Source organism: Gemmatimonadaceae bacterium, from assembly GCA_020852815.1.
Lineage (GTDB): Bacteria > Gemmatimonadota > Gemmatimonadetes > Gemmatimonadales > Gemmatimonadaceae > SCN-70-22.
This window is the reverse complement of sequence record JADZAN010000046.1, coordinates 20,964-38,916: the sequence shown is the minus strand read 5'-3', so window position 1 is coordinate 38,916 and position 17,953 is coordinate 20,964. Positions and strand designations below refer to the sequence as shown.

General features: G+C 69.1%; 12 protein-coding genes. 6 read left to right on the top strand and 6 right to left on the bottom strand.

The window, feature by feature from the left end; all coding sequences use genetic code 11:
• The first annotated feature begins 1 nt into the window (after position 1).
• Positions 2-3,310, top strand: coding sequence for a PD40 domain-containing protein (locus IT359_20115; protein ID MCC6931305.1), 3,309 nt, complete (start codon positions 2-4; stop codon positions 3,308-3,310).
• A 156-nt stretch (positions 3,311-3,466) separates the two neighbouring features.
• On the opposite strand, the gene IT359_20110 is transcribed toward IT359_20115, so the two are convergent.
• The gene (locus tag IT359_20110) at positions 3,467-4,849 is read right to left on the bottom strand and encodes an aminopeptidase P family protein (GenBank protein MCC6931304.1); all 1,383 of its coding nucleotides are present in this window, start codon (positions 4,847-4,849) and stop codon (positions 3,467-3,469) included.
• A gap of 239 nt (positions 4,850-5,088) precedes the next feature.
• On the opposite strand from IT359_20110, the gene IT359_20105 reads away from it, so the two are divergent.
• The 4 genes from IT359_20105 (at position 5,089) to uppS (ending at position 10,290) form a co-directional block, all read left to right on the top strand.
• Positions 5,089-8,301: a hypothetical protein gene (locus IT359_20105; protein MCC6931303.1), complete on the top strand. Its 3,213-nt coding sequence runs from the start codon at positions 5,089-5,091 to the stop codon at positions 8,299-8,301.
• Positions 8,302-8,481: 180 nt separating this feature from the next.
• Entirely contained in the window at positions 8,482-9,135 is a 654-nt protein-coding gene (locus IT359_20100) for a hypothetical protein (GenBank protein ID MCC6931302.1), read from the top strand.
• An 82-nt stretch (positions 9,136-9,217) separates the two neighbouring features.
• The gene (locus IT359_20095) at positions 9,218-9,535 is read left to right on the top strand and encodes a transcriptional regulator (protein MCC6931301.1); all 318 of its coding nucleotides are present in this window, start codon (positions 9,218-9,220) and stop codon (positions 9,533-9,535) included.
• 59 nt (positions 9,536-9,594) lie between these two features.
• A complete protein-coding gene (gene uppS / locus IT359_20090; protein MCC6931300.1) occupies positions 9,595-10,290 on the top strand; it encodes a di-trans,poly-cis-decaprenylcistransferase in 696 nt (231 codons plus the stop codon).
• A gap of 131 nt (positions 10,291-10,421) precedes the next feature.
• Here the strand turns inward: uppS and IT359_20085 are convergent, their stop codons facing one another.
• The 5 genes from IT359_20085 to purE all read right to left on the bottom strand — a co-directional run bounded on the left by IT359_20085 (position 10,422) and on the right by purE (position 15,556).
• A complete protein-coding gene (locus IT359_20085) occupies positions 10,422-11,915 on the bottom strand; it encodes an aspartate aminotransferase family protein (GenBank protein MCC6931299.1) in 1,494 nt (497 codons plus the stop codon).
• 30 nt (positions 11,916-11,945) lie between these two features.
• Positions 11,946-13,031, bottom strand: coding sequence for a pyridoxal-phosphate dependent enzyme (locus IT359_20080; GenBank protein ID MCC6931298.1), 1,086 nt, complete (start codon positions 13,029-13,031; stop codon positions 11,946-11,948).
• A gap of 290 nt (positions 13,032-13,321) precedes the next feature.
• Entirely contained in the window at positions 13,322-13,861 is a 540-nt protein-coding gene (locus IT359_20075) for a superoxide dismutase family protein (protein ID MCC6931297.1), read from the bottom strand.
• A gap of 52 nt (positions 13,862-13,913) precedes the next feature.
• Positions 13,914-15,005 (bottom strand): 5-(carboxyamino)imidazole ribonucleotide synthase, encoded by a 1,092-nt coding sequence (gene purK, locus IT359_20070; protein ID MCC6931296.1) that lies wholly within the window; start codon positions 15,003-15,005, stop codon positions 13,914-13,916.
• 56 nt (positions 15,006-15,061) lie between these two features.
• Positions 15,062-15,556 (bottom strand): 5-(carboxyamino)imidazole ribonucleotide mutase, encoded by a 495-nt coding sequence (gene purE, locus IT359_20065; protein ID MCC6931295.1) that lies wholly within the window; start codon positions 15,554-15,556, stop codon positions 15,062-15,064.
• 192 nt (positions 15,557-15,748) lie between these two features.
• Between purE and IT359_20060 the strand changes: the two genes are divergently transcribed.
• Positions 15,749-17,842, top strand: coding sequence for a S9 family peptidase (locus tag IT359_20060; protein ID MCC6931294.1), 2,094 nt, complete (start codon positions 15,749-15,751; stop codon positions 17,840-17,842).
• Positions 17,843-17,953: the final 111 nt, after the last annotated feature.

Genomic DNA, 17,953 nt, shown 5'->3' with positions numbered 1-17,953 from the left:
GATGGACCGTCGAATTCTCCTTGCGGTGTGGGGCGGCTTGGCCGCCATGCCTGCCGCTCCTGCCCGCGCGCAGACCCGCCTTCTCCGGCAGCCCAGCATTAGTGCCACGCAGGTGGCCTTTACCTACGCCAACAACATCTGGGTTGCCGCGCGCGATGGCGGCGATGCGCGGCGCGTGACCTCGTTCCAGGGGGTGACGACGAATCCCAAGTTTTCCCCCGACGGCAAGTGGCTCGCGTTCAGCGGGCAGTACGCGGGCAACACCGACGTGTACGTGGTGGCGGCGGAGGGTGGGGAGCCGAAACGGCTCACGTGGCACCCCGGCGCCGACGTGGTCCAGGGGTGGACGCCGGACGGCGCGCGCGTGGTCTTCTCGTCGTCGCGCACCTCGCCTAACGGGCAGCCCCGCTTCTGGACCGTCGCGCCGCAAGGCGACATCGAGGTGGCGATGCCCATGCCGCGCGCGGCGCAGGGGAAGATTGCGCCTGACGGCAAGCGGGTGGCCTACCGCATGAACGGTTCGTGGGACGACGAACGGCGCAACTACCGCGGCGGGCAAAACCGGGCGATCTGGATCTTCGACCTCGCCACGCACGACGTCACCGCGCCGGCGTGGACCGACTCAAAGGACATCGACCCGGCGTGGATCGGCGACGTGGTGTACTTCGCCTCCGATCGCGACGGCGTGCACAACGTCTGGGCGTACGACACACGCTCCAAGGCGCTGGAGCAGCTGACGAAGTTCACCGACTACGACGTGAAGTCGCTCGATGCCGGCGGCGGGCTGGTCGTCTTCGAGCAGGGGGGCTACCTGCACACCCTCGACCCGCGCACCAAACAGCACAAGCGGCTCGACATCACGGTGCGCGGCGACTTCCCGTGGCTCGTGCCGCAGTGGCGCGACGTGGGCAACCGGATCACGAACCTCGCGCTCTCGCCCACGGGAAAGCGTGCGGCGGTGGAGGCGCGCGGCGAGATCTTCACGATCCCCGCCGAGAAGGGCGACTGGCGCAACCTCACGCGTGCCAGCGGCAGCGCCGAGCGTACACCAGCATGGTCGCCGGATGGCAAGTCGGTGGCCTACTTCTCCGATGCCGGCGGGACCTACAAGCTGGTGATCGAGGCGCAGGACGGGATCACGCCCCCGCGCACCATCGCCCTCCCCGAGCCCTCGTTCTACTACACGCCGGCCTGGTCGCCTGATGGCTCGCGCATCCTCTACACGGATGCGCACCTGCGCCTGTGGGTCACCGAAGTGGTCTCGGGGCGGTCGACCAGGATCGACACCGATCCCTACATGCAGCCCGATCGGTCGATCAATCCGGTGTGGAGCCCGGATTCGAAGTGGATCGCGTACGCCAAGCGCCTCCCATCGCTCTTCCGCGCCATCTTCGTCTACGACGTGCAGGGCGGGAGCACGAAGCAGCTGACGGACGGAATGGCCGACGCCACATGGCCGGCGTGGGACGCGAGCGGGAAGTACCTCTACTGGCTGGCGTCCACCGACTACGGCCCCCGCACGGGATGGTTGGACATGTCGTCGTACGATCATCCGACGACGCGCGCGATCTATGCGGCCGTGCTGAAGAAGTCGGATGCGTCGCCGCTCGCGCCGGAGAGTGATGAAGAGGGGGCGGGGGACGGGAGACGGGAGACGGGAGTGGCGCCGCCGCAGGCGGCGCCGGGGGCTGCGGCCGGCAATCGGGATGCGGCACCGGTCGGTCCATCGGTCGCCATCGACTTCGATGGTCTCGCGAACCGTGTTGTCTCGTTAGGGGTGGTGCCGCGCGACTACTCGGCGCTCAAGGCGGGTGGGGCGGGGACGATCTTCGTCCTGGAGAACACCCCGGATGTCGGGACGCAGGCGGCGGGGGCGCAGGGCGGGGGGGATGTGCTGCATCGCTACACGCTGCGCGAGCGCAAGGCGAGCGTCTTTGCGCAGGGCGTCGTGCAGTACACCATCTCGCAGGACGGGAAGAAGCTCCTGCTGCGGAACGCTGGGCCGCAGGGTGGGCTGTCGATCGTCAACACCGAGGGGCCCGTCCCGCAGGGCGCGCAGGGACGCCTCAACACAAGCATCCGCATGCTGGTGGATCCGCGCGCCGAGTACCGGCAGATGTTTGCCGAAGGGTGGCGCAACCAGCGTGAGTACCTGTACGTCGACAACATGCAGGGCGCGGACTACGAGAAGGTGAAGGCGATGTACGAGCCGATGGTCGCGCACGTTGCACATCGCGAGGACTTCGGCTACCTGCTGGACATGACGGGGGCCGAAGTGGCGGTGGGACACTCGTACGTGCGCGGCGGCGACCTCCCCGAAGTGCCGCCGGCCAATGTCGGGACGCTTGGCGCCGACTTCTCGGTGGAGAACGGGCGCTATCGCATCACGCGAATCTATGACGGCGAGAGCTGGAACCCGGAACTCCGCGCCCCGCTCAGCGGCCCCGGCATCGACGTGAAGGTGGGCGACTACATCCTCTCGATCGACGGCGTGGAGCTGCGCGCCCCCGACAACATCTTCCGCCTGCTCGACGGGACGGCGAACCGCCAGGTGGTACTGATGGTGAATGCGTCACCGGAGATGGCCGGCGCACATCGCGTGACCGTGGTCCCGGTGCCGACTGAACAGGGGTTGCGCCAGCGCGCCTGGGTGGAGGGGAACCGGCGCCTGGTCGACTCGCTGTCGCAGGGACGGCTGGCGTACGTGTACGTCCCCAACACCGGGCAGCCGGGCTACACCTCGTTCAACCGCTACTACTTCGCGCAGCAGCACAAGCTGGGGGCGATCATCGACGAACGCTTCAATGGCGGTGGCTCGGCGGCCGACTATATCGTCGACATCCTGCAACGCGACTTTGACGGCTACTTCAACAATCGGGAAGGCGACCGCGTCCCGTTCACCTCGCCGGCTGCCGGTATTTGGGGTCCGAAGGTGATGATCATCAACGAGATGGCCGGCTCCGGCGGCGACCTCATGCCGTACATGTTCAAGCGGCGCAAGGTCGGGACGCTCGTCGGGAAGCGGACGTGGGGCGGGCTCGTGGGAACGTGGGACACGCCAGCGCTGATCGACGGCGGCACGATGATCGCCCCGCGCGGCGGCTTCTTCACGCGCGACGGGAAGTGGGCGGTGGAGAACGAAGGCGTGGCCCCCGACATCGACGTCGAGAACACGCCAAAGGAAGTGATTGCCGGCCACGACCCGCAACTCGAGCGCGCCGTGCAGGAAGCGTTGCGCCTGCTGCCCAACGCACCCAAGCGGATGATGACGGAGCCGCCGCCGCCGCTGTGGGGGAAGCGGAAAGGCTAGAACTGATCACGGGACACGGGAGTGCCGGCGCGCGATGCGCGCCGGCGACGGAACCCGCAACCGCGCACGACTCGCGAACGGCGCCGATCGGCGCCGTTCGCACTCCCGTCCCCCCCCAGTCTCCGCTGGGGCAAGCGTTCCCCCGTCCCCCGTCCGCTACCTGACGAGCAGCACTCGTTCGTTCACCGGATACACCCACTCCACGCCGCGCGATGTCACGATCGCATCGTCCTCGAGTGGGATGCGCAGCTTCTTTCCACCCCATTCGGGGATTGGTGTGTAGGCGAAGAGCTCGATCGAGAAGAGGTTGCTGGGGCGGATCTCGAAGGTAAGGCGCGTGGGGTTGAAGAAGGCCATCGACGGGCCGATGCCGTGCCCCCAATCGCCTACCGAGTGGCAGCCGATGATGAACTCGATCGAGTCGTCGGCGCGCACCTGGTTGAAGCCGCGCATCGGGAGCACGCCGCTCCTGGCAATCGCCGAGTTCACCTCGTCCATCATCGCTTGCGCCGTCTTGCCGGCCTTGGCGGTCTGCCGGATCACGGCGCGCACCTTGCGCGCGTTGTCAAAGGCGCGCTGGTAGCTCTCCGGGAGCTTCGTCTCTCCCGGTTTGAGGACGTAGGCGATGCGCTTCTGGTCGGTCCACATGTTGAGGTAGCCGACGCCGAAGTCGATCATCAGGATGTCGCCCCGCTGGATGATGCGCTCGTTCGACGTGGCCTCGATCCCGTTAGGCCCGGTGACGTAGATCGACGGCACCTCGAACGAACTCCCCAGCCCGCGCCGCAGCATCTCGTCCTCGATCCACCACGACACGTCGGCCAGCGTCGTCACTCCTGGCGTGATGACATCGTTCGACAGCGCGCGCTCGGCCACCTGACGCCCGATTTCCCCCGCCTGGCCGAAGGCGACGATCTCGCTCGCGGTGCGGCGTGAGGAAAAGTCCGAGATGAGCTTCTCGGCAGAGACGAGGCGGGCGGCGTACGGATCGCCCAGCGTCTTGACGATGTGCCGGTGGAGCGTGTGGGTGAGGCCGTCTGCCATTCCCATCTCCTCCGACATGTTGAGCCCGATCCGGCGCGGGTTGCGCGCCTTGACGAAGGCGGCCAGGTCGTTGCCACCGTCGTCGATGTCGTAGGCCCCGCAGGCCTCGCGGTGGTGATCCTCGATGCCTAACGCCGCGCGCTCGATGCGATCGCCCCGGTCGGTGAAGACGAAGTACCCGATGCTCCCCGCGTAGCCGCGCCCCAGCAGCGCCCAGAGCGGGTCGTAGTGCCCCTCCTTCATGGCCACGATCCACATGTCGATCCCGTTCTCCCGCATCGCCTCGGGGAGGATGAGGTCGAACTTGTCCTTGCGGATCTGGCACAGCCGTTCCCAGCGCGTGCGCGCCTCGTTGGTGGCCTGTGCGCGCAGCGGTGATGCGAGCATCGACGCGGCGAGCGCGCCGAGCGTGAGAAGGCGCGCGGTGTGTGCGGCGCGCGCAGCGTGGGCAGTGGGCGCGGCGAGCGCGGGGCGTTGTCGCGGGGCGTTGTGCATCGAAGTCGGCGTCGTGAGGAGTGCGCAACGCAATCCCGCATGCGGCGCAGGCGCAAGGGCGCCCCACGACTCGCCTCCGCGGGCGCGCCTCGGCAGATTGCGGTGTGCGCACGTCGGGGCGTGCGGCTCGGAGGCGCGCCAACGCGCCTCTCTCCCCGCACGTTCTACTGGCACACCTCTCTCCCCAGACCTCGAGGCGCTGTATGCACCAACGCAGTCCGTTCTTCGCGCGCCGCGGCATGGCCGGAGCGACGCTGCTCGCCGTTTCGCTCGTGGCCGCCGAGGGCGGCGCACAGGCAACGGCCGCCGCTCGCCCGGCAAGCTCGCCCGCCGCCCGTCAATCCCGTCCGGCGCCGGTGGCGCCGCTCACGCAGGTGAACCCCTCGCTCCTGCGGAACCTGCAGTACCGGAACGTGGGTCCCGCGCGCGGTGGGCGCGTGACCACGGTGACCGGCGTCGCGCAGGAACCGTTCACCTTCTACATGGGCTCCACGGGCGGTGGCGTCTGGCGCACGACCGACGCCGGGCAGACCTGGTTCAACATCTCCGACAAGTACTTCAAGGTCGGGTCGATGGGTGACATCGACGTGGCCGACTCGGACCCCAAGGTCATCTACGCCGGCACCGGCTCCGACGGCCTGCGCTCGAACGTCGCGATCGGGATCGGAGTCTACAAGTCGACCGATGCCGGCGCGACGTGGTCCCATGTCGGGCTCGCCAACGTCGGGAACATCGGCGGCGTCGAGATTCATCCCGGCAACCCCGACATCGTCTTCGTCGCCGCCATCGGCAACCCGTTCCGCCCCAACAAGGAGCGCGGGATCTATCGCACCACCGACGGCGGGAAGACGTGGACCAACGTGCTCTTCATCTCCGACTCCACGGGGGCGGTCGATGTCGAGTTCCAGCCCGGCAATCCCAACGTCGTGTACGCCTCGATGTGGCGCGCCGAACGCAAGCCGTGGACGATCATCTCGGGGGCGCGAGAAGGGGGGATCTACAAGTCGTCCGATGGCGGGAGCACGTGGAAGAAGCTCACCAACGGGCTCCCCAACGAGCTGTTCGGCAAGAGCAACGTCGCCGTGACGCCGGCCGCGCCTAACGTGGTGTGGGCGGTGATCGAGGCCAAGCCGGGGAGCGGGCTCTATCGCTCCGACGACGCGGGTGAGTCGTGGACGCTGGCGTCGAACTACGCGCCGATGCTCACGCGCCCGTTCTACTATGCCAACATCGCCGCGCATCCCAGGGACCCCAACACGGTCTGGGTGATGAGCGAGGGATTCTACAAGACGACAGACGGCGGGAAGAGCTTCCGGGCGCAGAACATCCCGCACGGCGACAACCACGACCTCTGGATCAATCCCGGCAATCCGGACTTCATGGTGCAGGCCAACGACGGCGGGGCCACGGTCTCGCTCAATGGCGGTCGCACCTGGTCGTCGATCTACAACCAGCCGACGGCGGAGATCTACCAGGTCGTCTCGGACAACCAGTATCCCTACCGCCTGTACGGGGCGCAGCAGGACAACTCCACGCTCATCATTCCGTCGCTCCCGCTCACGTCGGGGCGCCCGGACTCGCCCATGCAGGAGTGGATGCAGGGCCCGGGGTGCGAGACGGGGCCGATCATGCCGCACCGGACCAACCCCGACACCGTCTATGGCGCGTGCAAGGGGCAGTTCTCGCGCATGAGCATGCGCACCGGGCAGGAGCAACCCTACTGGAATGGCGGGCAGTCGCTCTACGGCAATCCTGGCAAGGACCTCATCCTGCGCTTCCAGCGTGTGTCGCCGATGGAGGTCTCGCCTAACGAGCCGAACACCGTCTACTATGGCTCGCAGTACGTGCATCGCACGCGCGACGGCGGTGTGACGTGGCAGACCATTTCGCCCGACCTCACGCTCAACCCGAAGGAACGGCAGGACGCGCCCAGCGGCGAGCCGATCACGATCGACGTCACGGGTGAGGAGTACTTCTCCGTGATCTATGCCATTCGCGAGTCGGTACTCGAGCCCGGGGTGATCTGGACGGGGGCCAACGACGGGCCGTTCTACATCACGCGTGACGGTGGCCGGACGTGGAAGGACATCACCCCGCGCGGGCTTGTGCCCACGTCGGGAGCGTTCGCACGCAACGGCTTCAAGGGACCGCCGGACGGGTGCCGCACGCAGCAGATCGAGCCGTCGCCGCATCGCAAGGGATCGGCGTACTACGCGGTGCACTGCTACTTGTTAGGCGACTTCCGCCCGTTCCTCTACCGCACCGACGACTACGGCGCGACCTGGACGCTCCTCACCGACGGGACCAACGGCATCGCCGCCGACAACCCGACGCGCGTGGTGCGCGAGGACCCGGCGCGCGAGGGGCTGCTCTACGCGGGGACGGAGTTCGGGATGTTCATCTCGTTCGACAACGGGAAGCAATGGCAGCCGTTCCAGCTCAACCTCCCCGTGGTCCCCATCACCGACATGCGCGTGCAGTACGGCGACCTGCAGGTCTCCACGCAGGGGCGCTCGTTCTGGGTGATGCACAACCTGTCGTCGCTGCACCAGCTCACCGACAAGCTCGTCTCGGCGCCGGCGGCGCTGTTGACGCCGCGCGCGGCGATCATGCAGCGCTATGCCGGATCGTTCGGCGGCGTGGAGTCGTCGCGCGCCGACCCGGCCGATCCGCAGTATCCGCCTAACGGCGCCGCCATCGACTACTGGCTGGCGAGCGCGCCGTCGGCACCGATCACGCTCGACATCCTCGATGCGAACGGGAAGGTGATCCGTTCCTTCTCCAGCGCGGGTGAGGGCGAGCGCGAAACGGTGCAGCCGTCGATGCGCCAGATGATCACCGAGCGTTCGGGGGCGCCGCGCTTGCCCGCGGCCGCCGGCGTGAACCGCTTCACGTGGGACTTCACGGTGGCCGGGCCGTGGGATGCGAACCCGATGCGGAGCGGTCGCAACGGGCCGCGCGTGGTGCCGGGGCGCTACAGCGTGCGCCTGACGAGCGGGAGCTGGTCCGCGACGCAGCCGCTCGAGCTGCGCATGGACCCGCGCATTGCACGTGACGGGGTGACGCTGGCCGACCTGCGCGAGCAGTTCCAGCACAACCTCAAGGTGCGCGACATGGTGACCGAGGTGAACCAGGTGGCGGCGCAGATCGAGGAAGGGCGCAAGCGCCTGGCCTCCGCGGCGAGCGCGGCCGACACGCTCAAGGCGCTGGAGGCGCTGCGAGCCAAGGTCGTCCAGCCGTCGGTGCGCTACTCCAAGCCGGAGTTGCAGGCGCACATCCAGTACCTGTACAGCATGACGATGCAGGCGGACCAGAAGATCGGGCGCGATGCCATCACGCGGTACGGCGTGCTGCGCAAGGAACTCGACGAGCGCATCCAGGAGCTTCGCAGGGTGCTCGGCCCCCCGGCGGTGAGCGATGACGACGATGCGGGGGCGGCGGCGGGGCGCTAGCCGGCGCCGCCGACCGAGGTAGCGGGGGGGGGGGGGAGCGCCGGTCGGCCGACGGTGCTCCCCCCCTTCCTCGTCCGCGGCGCCTTGGCGGGCCCCCCCGGTGTGACCGTGGCGGACTCGCCTCGTCTTTACACGGCAAAGCACTTGACGACAACACCTCACACAGGCGATTCTCCTGTCATGACGCGCCAGGACCGCCCGCTTCGACTCGAGCCCCCCACGCCGCCACCCGCCCTCTCGGACCGGGCGGCGGACAATCTCCGCTTCATTCGCGAGACGATGGAGGCGGCGGGGACCTTCACCGCGGTGTCGGGGGTGGGGATCATCCTGGCCGGTGTCGTGGCGCTGGTGGCCACGCTGGTGGCGGGGGCGCGTTTCGAGTCGCCGAGGTGGCTCTTCACCTGGATGGCCGCGGCTCCGGTGGCCTTCGCCGCCTCGACCATCCTCACGGTGAAGAAGACGCGTGCCTCGCGCGCCGCCTTCACCTCGGCGCTGGCCCGGAAGCTGGCGCTCGCCTTCTTCCCGTCGCTGGTGGCGGGGGCCGTGTTGACGGCGGTGGCGCTCCGCGCCGGCTGGTACGCGGCGCTGCCGGGGATGTGGCTGATGCTGTACGGGGCGGCGGTGATGGCTGGGGGGGCGCTGTCGGTCCCCGTCATCCCGGTCATGGGGGCGTTGTTCATGGGGTTCGGGGCGATTGCGCTGGCGGTCCCGCTCGTCTTTGCCGGCTGGCCGGTCGAGATGCGCGGGGTCCTGATCAACGCGATCATGGCGGCCGGCTTCGGGGGGCTGCACGTCCTGTTCGGCTTCGCGATTTCGAGGAGGTACGGTGGCTAAGGCAGCCAAGCGCAGTTCCGCTCCCGGGGCGACCGGGAAGGGGGCGACTGGGCGCGCGGCAATGGCGCCCGTCGACGGCCAGATGGCCGATGCGACTCCGGCGTCGCTGGATCGTCTGATCCACGAGCGCATCCGGCTCGGCATCGTTTCTGCACTTGCCGTGAACGAGTCGCTCAGCTTCAACGCCCTCAAGTCGCTCATGGGGACGACCGACGGCAACCTGAGTGTGCACGCGCGCAAACTCGAGGAAGCCGGTTACATCCGCTGCACCAAGTCGTTTGAAGGACGCTTGCCCAAGACGGACTACGCGCTCACGCCCACCGGGCGGGCCGCGCTGGAGCGCTATCTCGGGCACATGGAAGCGATCATCAAAGCCACGCGAGACACGCGAGAGCGGTGACCACACGCAGAATCGAGTCCGGAGACGGGAGGCGGGAACTGGCGCCCCTTCCCGGTTACATGCCGCGTCACGTTGCCATGATCATGGATGGCAACGGGCGCTGGGCGCAGCAGCGCGGCAAGCGGCGCACGATGGGGCACATCGAGGGGGCCAAGACCGTCAGGCGCATCGTGGAGCATGCGCGCCGCTCGGGGGTGGAGTACCTCACGCTGTATGCCTTCTCCTCGGACAACTGGAACCGTCCGCAGGATGAAGTCAGCGCGCTGATGAAGCTCTTCCGGCGCAACCTGGCGTCGGAGACGCCGCGCCTGATGGAGAACGACATCCGCCTGAGCGTGATCGGGCGTCGCGACCGCTTGTCGCCGGAACTCCGGCGGGCCATCGAGGCCTCCGAGCGCGAGACGGCGGCCTGTGACGGGATGGTGTTGCGCCTGGCGGTGGACTATTCGTCGCGCGACACGCTGGTGCGCGCGGCGACGATGGTGCCGCAAGGGGCCGCGCTCTCGCGCGACGATCTGGGGCGCGCCATCGCCATGGTGAACCATTGCCCGGGCGGCGTCCCCGACGTCGACCTCATGGTGCGCACCGGCGGCGAGCAGCGGCTGAGCGACTTCCTGCTCTGGGAATGCGCCTACGCGGAACTCGTCTTCTCGCACCGCATGTGGCCCGACTTCTCCAACGCCGACTTCGACGACAGCGTCGCCCAGTTCCGCGCGCGGGACCGGCGATTCGGCGGGCTGTCGAAGGCGATCTAGGGCGAGAAGACGAGAAGACGAGAGGACGAGAGGACGAGAAGCTGGGGCGCCTGCACTCGCGTGCGGGCGCCCCACTTTCATGCCCGATGGTGACCTCCCTCGTCTTCCCGTCTTCTCGTCTTCTCGTCTTCTCACACGAAGTGTGCCGACGCTTCGCCATGGCGCGCCACGATGTCGGGGATGGCGTCGATGTCGGCCATCGACGTGCGGAAGTTCACGATGCAGGCGCGTAGCAGGTAGCTGCCGTCCACCACGGCGTTGGAGACGAAGAGTTCACCGCTCCGCTCCAGGCGCGATTGCAGCTCACGGTTGAGGCGGTTGAGGTACGCCTCGCGCTCGCTCGAGCGGTCGCTGGCCAGGCCGGGCGGCACATAGCGGAACGTCGTGATGCTCAGCCCACGCGCGCCCACCTCGAAGCGCGGGTCGGTGGACAGGCGTTCGTGCAGTGCGCGCGCCAGCGCGATGTCGTCGCCGATCATCTGCCGGTAGCCGGCGCGCCCCACCTGGCGCAGCGCCATCCACACCTTGAGGGCGCGGAAGCCGCGGGAGTTCTGCGGCCCCAGGTCGACGTAGTTGGTCGCCTCCACGCCGAAGTGATAGTACGGCGGGTGGTAGGAGAACGCGGCGCGGTGCAGCGCCGCATCGCGCACCAGCGCGCACCCCGCCTCCAGTGGCGCATAGAGCCACTTGTGCGGATCGACGGCGACCGAGTCGGCGAGCGCGAGCGCGTGCAGGTCGTCCGGCACGAGTTTCTCGTCGTCGAGCATGGCGGCAAAGCCACCGTAGGCCCCATCGACATGGAACCAGGTCCCGTGCTCGCGGCACAGCGCCGCCATTGCGCCGAGCGGATCGACCGCCCCGGTGCTCACCGTCCCCGCCGTTCCCACGACGGCGATCGGGATGCGCCCCGCCGCCAGGTCGCGCGTGAGCTGCGCGGTGAGGTCGGCGAGCTGGAGCCGACGTTCGGCGTCGACGTCGATCGATCGCAGTGCATCTGACGGGAGGCCGAACATGTCGATCGCCTTCTCGATCCAGGTGTGCGTCTCGCGCGAGGCGTAGATGGTGGCGCGCGCGAGCCCCGCCGTTCGCTCGGCGTCCTCGCGCGGGAAGCGCGCACGGAGCGCCGCATAGAGCCCGACGAAGTTGGCCTGGTTGCCGCCGCTTACCAGCACGCCGCTGCACCCCACTGGATATCCAAGGAGTTCGGCGATCCAGCGAATGGTCTGCGACTCGATCTCCGTCGCCACGGGGGAGAGCGCCCACGCCCCCACGTTGGGGTTCACCGCGGCGGCCAGGAGGTCGCCCAGCATGCCGATGGGCGCTGGCGACGCGGTGATGTAGCCGAGGAAGCGCGGATGCCCGTTGAACAGCGAGTGCGCCGTGAGCAGGTCGGCGGCCTCGGCGACGATGGAGGCGGCGTCGCCTCCCTCGTCAGGCATCGCGCCGAAGCGCGAGACGAGCGCGCGCACCTCGTCCACCGGCAGTCCGCCGGTCACCGCGCGGTCGCGCAACGTGGAGAGGAGGTCGGCCACGCGATCGACCAGGGCGTGACCGATGTCGCGAAAGTCCCCCGGCGACATGTCGATGGGGGCGTGCCGGCCAAGTGCCGGCGAGATGCTGGTCATGGTCCGTCGTCCTTCGAGGGGGGCGTGCGGTCAGGCGGTTTCGAGCTGGAATCCGGGGGTCGAGCGCGAGAGCGCGACTTCCTCGTCGGTCATGTCGGACGCCACGCCCTCGAACAGCGGCGTGGAGAGGTAGCGCTCGCCCGTATCGGGGAGCATGCAGCAGAGGACCGATCCCTCGGGGGCGCGCTGGGCGACCTGCATCGCCGCGCCTAACGAGGCACCGCCGGAGATCCCGGTAAAGATCCCTTCCTCCGCCGCCAGGCGCCGCGACCAGGCCATGGCATCGGGGCCGGCGATGGCGACCAACTCGTCGTAGTAGTGACGATCGACCGACTCCTGCAGGACCCAGGGAATGAAGTCCGGCGTCCACCCCTGAATGGGGTGCGGCGTGAAGGCGGGATGGCTCTCGGCCGGCGCATGATCGGCGGCGCGCACCTGCGGCGTCCCGCTGCCTAACAACTGGGCGATGCTCGGCTCGGCGAGGACGATCCGCGTCGCCGGGCGCTCGGTGCGCAGCACGCGCGCCACGCCGGTGAGTGTCCCGCCGGTGCCGTAACCCGTCACCCAGTAGTCGAGACGTTCGCCCTCGAAGTCGGCGACGAGTTCGCGCCCCGTCGTGTTCTCGTGGATGCTCGCGTTGTCGGCCGTCTCGAACTGGCGCGCGAGAAACCAGCCGTTGGCATCGGCCAGCTCCTGCGCCTTCTGGTACATCCCCAGCCCCTTGGCGGCGCGCGGGGTCAGGACGACCTTGGCCCCCAGGAATCGCATCAGGCGCCGGCGTTCGATGGAGAACGAGTCGGCCATCGTCACCACGAGCGGATAGCCCTTGGCGGCGCACACCATCGCGAGCCCGATTCCGGTGTTGCCGCTCGTGGCCTCGACCACCGTCTGCCCCGGTTTCAGTTCGCCGCGACGCTCGCCCTCCTCGATGATCGAGATCGCGAGGCGGTCCTTCACCGACGACGCAGGGTTGAAGTACTCGGCCTTCACGTACACGCGCACGTGCGGCGGTGCGATGCGGTTGAGGCGGATGCAGGGTGTGTTGCCGATGGTGTCGACGACGCTGTCGTACAGGCGGCCGCGGCCATCGGTCGTGCGGTGGGCGTGCGAAGTCATGGAGGGGTCCTCACCAGGGTGCGATTCCCGGGTTAGTCAGGTGCGAGCGGCAGGCGTCGCCACGAGCGCGCGGGACCCGGGAGGTAGCGTCTCACACTACTACCGGGACCTGCGCTGTCAATCGAGCGCGTGACAGGCTATGCGCGGCCATCGATCGAAACGCGACACCGCACGGGTGCCTGACGACGAGGGGCGCCTCACCAATGGTGAAGCGCCCCGGCCTCCACCTACCAGCGGGCGTTGGTGTGTAGGCTCGTCCCACGTGCCGCCACCAACGGTCACGCCCGCTGTTACATGCGGCGAATCACGCCGCAGGCGATGCGCGCCCCGCTGTTCCCGCTGGGGTCGGTGACGTCGTCGTCGCGATTGGCGTGGATCACGAGCGCCGTGCCGTCGGCATCGAAGAGCCCGCCGGGCGTGGAGTCGGCGACGACGCGCTGGGTGCGCGCCGTCCATCCGCGGGCCTGTCCGCCGGCAATCACGAGGTTGGGGAGGTCGCCGGCGTGCGGCCCTTGCGGGTTCTGCATGCCGTGTTTGGTCCCGCCGGGATTGAGGTGCCCGCCGGCGGTGGCGAAGCCGGGCGCGTCACACTTGCCCACCGTGTGGAAATGGAGCCCGTGCGTTCCATCGGGTAGGCCGTTGACGTCGAGTTCGAGCTGGAGCGCATCATCGACTTTGCGAAGGGTGGCTGTTCCCACCTCACGTCCGTCGGCGGCGCGCAGCGTGGCGGTCGCGATGGCGGCGGCGCCCTGGGCGGGGCGCGAGGTCGCGCACGCGCTGGCGAGCAGCCCGGACATGGCCAGCGTCGCGATGCGAACGCGGATAATCATGCGGCTGGCGCCACGTGCGTCAGTGCGGCGGGCGCGGCGGTGACTCATGGACTCAGGCATCTATCATGGGGCGGGTGGCGAGGCGATGCCGCGCGTCGAGGACGCGTTCCAGCGCATCATGCGCCGTGGGGGCAATCGCCGAGAGGTGCCCCATCTTCCGGCCGGGGCGTGCCGTGGCCTTGCCGTACAGGTGCAGACGCACGTCGGGGACGGTGAGCGCCTGCGTGAAGTGGGGGAGATCTCCCTCGACCCACAGGTCGCCGAGCAGGTTGGCAATGGCCGCCGGCGTGACGAGGTCGACCTTGCCTAACGGGAGCCCGCACACGGCGCGCACCAGCTGCTCGAACTGTGACGTGGAGTGCGCGCGCTCGGAATGATGATAGGTGTTGTGCGGGCGAGGGGCGAGTTCGTTGACGAGGAGGCGCCCGTCCCTCGTGACGAAGAGCTCGACGGCGAGGAGCCCGACGACCCCCATCGTATCGGCGATGGCGCGCGCAACCTGCTGCGCGTGTCGCGCCACCGAGTCGGGGAGCCCTCCGGGGGTGATGGCCCAGTCGAGGACACCGTTCACGTGATGGTTCACCGACGGCGGATAGGTCGCACTCTCGCCGTCCTCACGACGCGCGACGAGAACCGACAGCTCGACGTCGAGGTCGAGAAACTGCTCCACGATCACGCGAGCGCCGCCTAACGCCGACCACGCCGCGCGTCCCTCCGTCGCCGACTTCACCCGCACCTGGCCGCGCCCGTCGTAGCCCCCCATCGGGGCCTTGCAGATCGAGGGGCCTAGCGCGGCGACCGCCGCCGCACATTCCTCCGCGGTCGAGACGGCACGATACGCTCCCACCGGAAAGCCGTGCGTGTCGAGCCATGAGCGCTGCCGGATGCGATCCTGCACCGTGAAGACCGCCTCGGCGCGCGGGCGCAGCGGCGCCAGCGCGCTCACCGCCTCGAGCGACGCGCGCGCGATCTGCTCGATCTCGAGCGTGACCACATCGCACTCGCGGGCGAGGTCGGCGGCGGCGTCGGCATCGTCGAAGCGCGCCGTGACGGTGCGCGATGCGACCGCGCGTGCGGGACAGTCGGGATCCGGGTCGAGGACCTGGACATCGTAGCCTAACGAACGTGCCGCCATTCCCGTCATGCGCCCCAGCTGCCCGCCCCCCAGGATCCCGATCGTTGCGCCTGGAAGGATCACGCTCACGGCAGCACCTGGCCCAGCACCTCGTCGCGGCGCGCGGCGCGGAAGGCGCGAAGCCGCTCGCGCACCTCGGGGTGCCGCGCGGCCACGATCTCGGCGGCGAGGATCGCGGCGTTGATCGCCCCCGGCTTGCCAATCGCGAGCGTCCCCACGGGGACTCCCGCCGGCATCTGCACGATGGAGTACAGCGCGTCACTCCCGTTGAGAAGCGTTGCCGGGATCGGGACGCCGAGGACGGGGAGGAGCGACTTGGCAGCGATCATCCCCGGGAGGTGGGCCGCCCCCCCAGCGGCGGCGATGACGACGAGCAACCCACGTCCCTCGGCCGACTCGGCGTACTCGAACATCCAGTCGGGGGTGCGATGCGCCGAGACGACGCGCGCTTCGTAGGGGAGCTGCAGCTCGTCGAGCATGGCGCAGCAGTGCTGCATGTGCTCGTAGTCGGACTTGGAGCCCATCACCACCCCGACGAGGGGCGTGGTCGATTGCGGCATGGGACGGAAAGGGTGGAGGTGGCGCTCATCGCCTGTCGCGACGGAAATATGGACCGGGGTCGTGAGGGGGCGTAGGGGGAACGCGGTGAAGGGGGCGCGGTGGGCGCGAATGGGGGACATATTCTCGCCCGCTGCGCCGCACGAGGGGCGCGCGTCTTGCGCCCCGCGTCTTCCCCATTCGACGTCATCCCCATGCACCGCCCCACAGTTGTCCATCTGTTCGCCCTGCTGTGCGCTCTCTCCGCCGTTCCCGCCCCCCTTCCCGCGCAGGGGGCATCGCCGCTCACCATCGACCAGCTCCTCGCCGCGCCGTTTCCGCTGGAGATTGCGGCGGCGCCGCGCGGCGGTGCGGTGGCCTGGGTGCTCAACGAACGCGGGCGCCGCAACATCTGGGTGGCCGAGGCGCCCGCCTACGCCGGCCGTCGCCTAACGAGCTACACCGAGGACGACGGGCAGGAGATCAACACGCTCACCTGGGCGCCTGACGGCTCATCGATCGTCTTCGTGCGCGGTGGCGGGCGCAATCGCGCGGGGGAGAGCCCAAACCCGGCGCAGCTTCCGGGGGGAGCGGAGAGTGCGATCTATCGCGTGGCACTCGCCGGGGGGGCGCCGGTGCGGCTGGGTGGCGGGACCGCTCCCACCATCTCACCAGACGGCAAGCTCCTCCTCGTGTCGCGCGGCAAGCTGTGGGGGCGCTCGCTGGCCGAGGAAAAGGGTGAGTTCACCGAGTTCCTCAACATCCGCGGCGGGATGTCGAACGTGCGCTGGTCGCCCGACGGGACCAGGTTCGCGTACGTCAGCAGCCGAGGCGATCATGCCTTCATCGCCGTCGTCGAGGTGGCCACCAAGCGCGTGACGTGGCTCGCGCCGAGCGTCGACACCGACGACGCGCCTGTGTGGAGTCCCGATGGACGATTCGTCGCCTTCGTGCGCACGCCGGCGTCGAGCGAGCTGTATCTCTTCAAGGCGCAGCGCACGGGGCGTCCGTGGTCCATCCTCGTGGGTGACGTGGCCACGGGTAGCGCGCGCACCGTGTGGACCGCCGACGCGGGAGACGGGAGCGTGCCGCACGAGGTGGTGGCCCCCGACCAGATCCTGTGGGGCGACGGCGACGTGATCGTCTTCCCGTGGGAGAAGGACGGGTGGAATCACCTGTACAGCGTCCCGGTTGCGGGCGGGCGCGCCACGCTCCTCACGCCCGGCGATGGCGAGGTGGAGTACGTCCGCCTGAGTCGCGACCGGCGCGAGGTGCTGTACAACACGAACATCGGCGACATCGATCGCCGTCACATCTGGCGCGTGGCGGTGAAGGGCGGGGCGCCGGTCCCGGTCACGCGTGGCGACGGGATCGAGTGGGGGCAGGTGGAGCTGAGCGATGGATCGCTGGCCTACCTGCGTTCGGACGCGCGCACGCCGGCGCATGCGGTGCGGCTGGCGGGGGGTGACCGGGCGGTGGCGCTGGCGCCGGCGGTGCTGGCGAGCTTTCCCACCTCGCAACTGGTGGTGCCGCAGGCGGTCATGTTCACCGCCCCCGACGGGATGCAGGTGCCGGCGCAGCTCTTCCTGCCGCCTAACGCCAGGGCGGGGGAGCGACACCCGGCGGCGATCTTCTTCCACGGCGGCTCGCGCCGGCAGATGCTGCTGGGCTACCACTATGGCGAGTACTATCACAACGCCTACGCCTTCAACCAGTACCTGGCCAGCCGGGGCTTCGTCGTCCTGGCCGTGAACTACCGGAGCGGGATTGGCTACGGCCTCTCCTTCCGCGAGGCACCGCGCTACGGGGCCGAAGGGGCGAGCGAGTTCAACGACGTGGTGGGGGCGGGGCTCTTCCTGCGCAATCGTGCCGACGTCGATCCGAAGAAGATCGCGTTGTGGGGCGGGTCGTACGGCGGCTACCTCACCGCGATGGGGCTGGCGCGCGCGCCGGAGCTGTTTGCCACCGGCGTCGACATCCACGGCGTGCACGACTGGAACGTGGGGATCCGGCATTTCGTCCCCGACTGGAACATCCTCCTCGATCCGCCGCGCACGCGCCTGGCGCGCGAGTCGTCGCCACTGGCGTACCTCGATCGATGGAAGGCGCCGGTGCTGGTGATCCACGGCGATGACGATCGCAACGTCTCATTCGCGGAGACCATCACGCTGGTGGAGCAGCTCCGCGAGCGCCGGGTGGAGGTGGAGCAGCTCGTCTTCCCCGACGAGGTGCACTCCTTCCTGCGGCACACGTCATGGCAGGCGGCGTTCACCACGGCGGCGGAATTCCTGCAGCGGCGGCTTCGGTAACCGGGCGATGCTCGGGCGGGCACGTGTGAGGGGCCAGCCGCATCTGCCAACCAATTGGAACCGGTTACATAAGGGCGAGGAAGGGTGCGCACGTACATCCGTCGTTGACGG

Bases quoted from the DNA above. Each gene is read 5' to 3' on its own strand.
- IT359_20115 (MCC6931305.1), top strand. From the start codon at position 2: ATGGACCGTCGAATTCTCCTTGCGGTGTGGGGCGGCTTGGCCGCCATG.
- IT359_20110 (MCC6931304.1), bottom strand. From the start codon at position 4,849: ATGCACAACGCCCCGCGACAACGCCCCGCGCTCGCCGCGCCCACTGCC.
- IT359_20105 (MCC6931303.1), top strand. From the start codon at position 5,089: ATGGCCGGAGCGACGCTGCTCGCCGTTTCGCTCGTGGCCGCCGAGGGC.
- IT359_20100 (MCC6931302.1), top strand. From the start codon at position 8,482: ATGACGCGCCAGGACCGCCCGCTTCGACTCGAGCCCCCCACGCCGCCA.
- IT359_20095 (MCC6931301.1), top strand. From the start codon at position 9,218: ATGGCCGATGCGACTCCGGCGTCGCTGGATCGTCTGATCCACGAGCGC.
- uppS (MCC6931300.1), top strand. From the start codon at position 9,595: ATGCCGCGTCACGTTGCCATGATCATGGATGGCAACGGGCGCTGGGCG.
- IT359_20085 (MCC6931299.1), bottom strand. From the start codon at position 11,915: ATGACCAGCATCTCGCCGGCACTTGGCCGGCACGCCCCCATCGACATG.
- IT359_20080 (MCC6931298.1), bottom strand. From the start codon at position 13,031: ATGACTTCGCACGCCCACCGCACGACCGATGGCCGCGGCCGCCTGTAC.
- IT359_20075 (MCC6931297.1), bottom strand. From the start codon at position 13,861: ATGATTATCCGCGTTCGCATCGCGACGCTGGCCATGTCCGGGCTGCTC.
- purK (MCC6931296.1), bottom strand. From the start codon at position 15,005: ATGACGGGAATGGCGGCACGTTCGTTAGGCTACGATGTCCAGGTCCTC.
- purE (MCC6931295.1), bottom strand. From the start codon at position 15,556: ATGCCGCAATCGACCACGCCCCTCGTCGGGGTGGTGATGGGCTCCAAG.
- IT359_20060 (MCC6931294.1), top strand. From the start codon at position 15,749: ATGCACCGCCCCACAGTTGTCCATCTGTTCGCCCTGCTGTGCGCTCTC.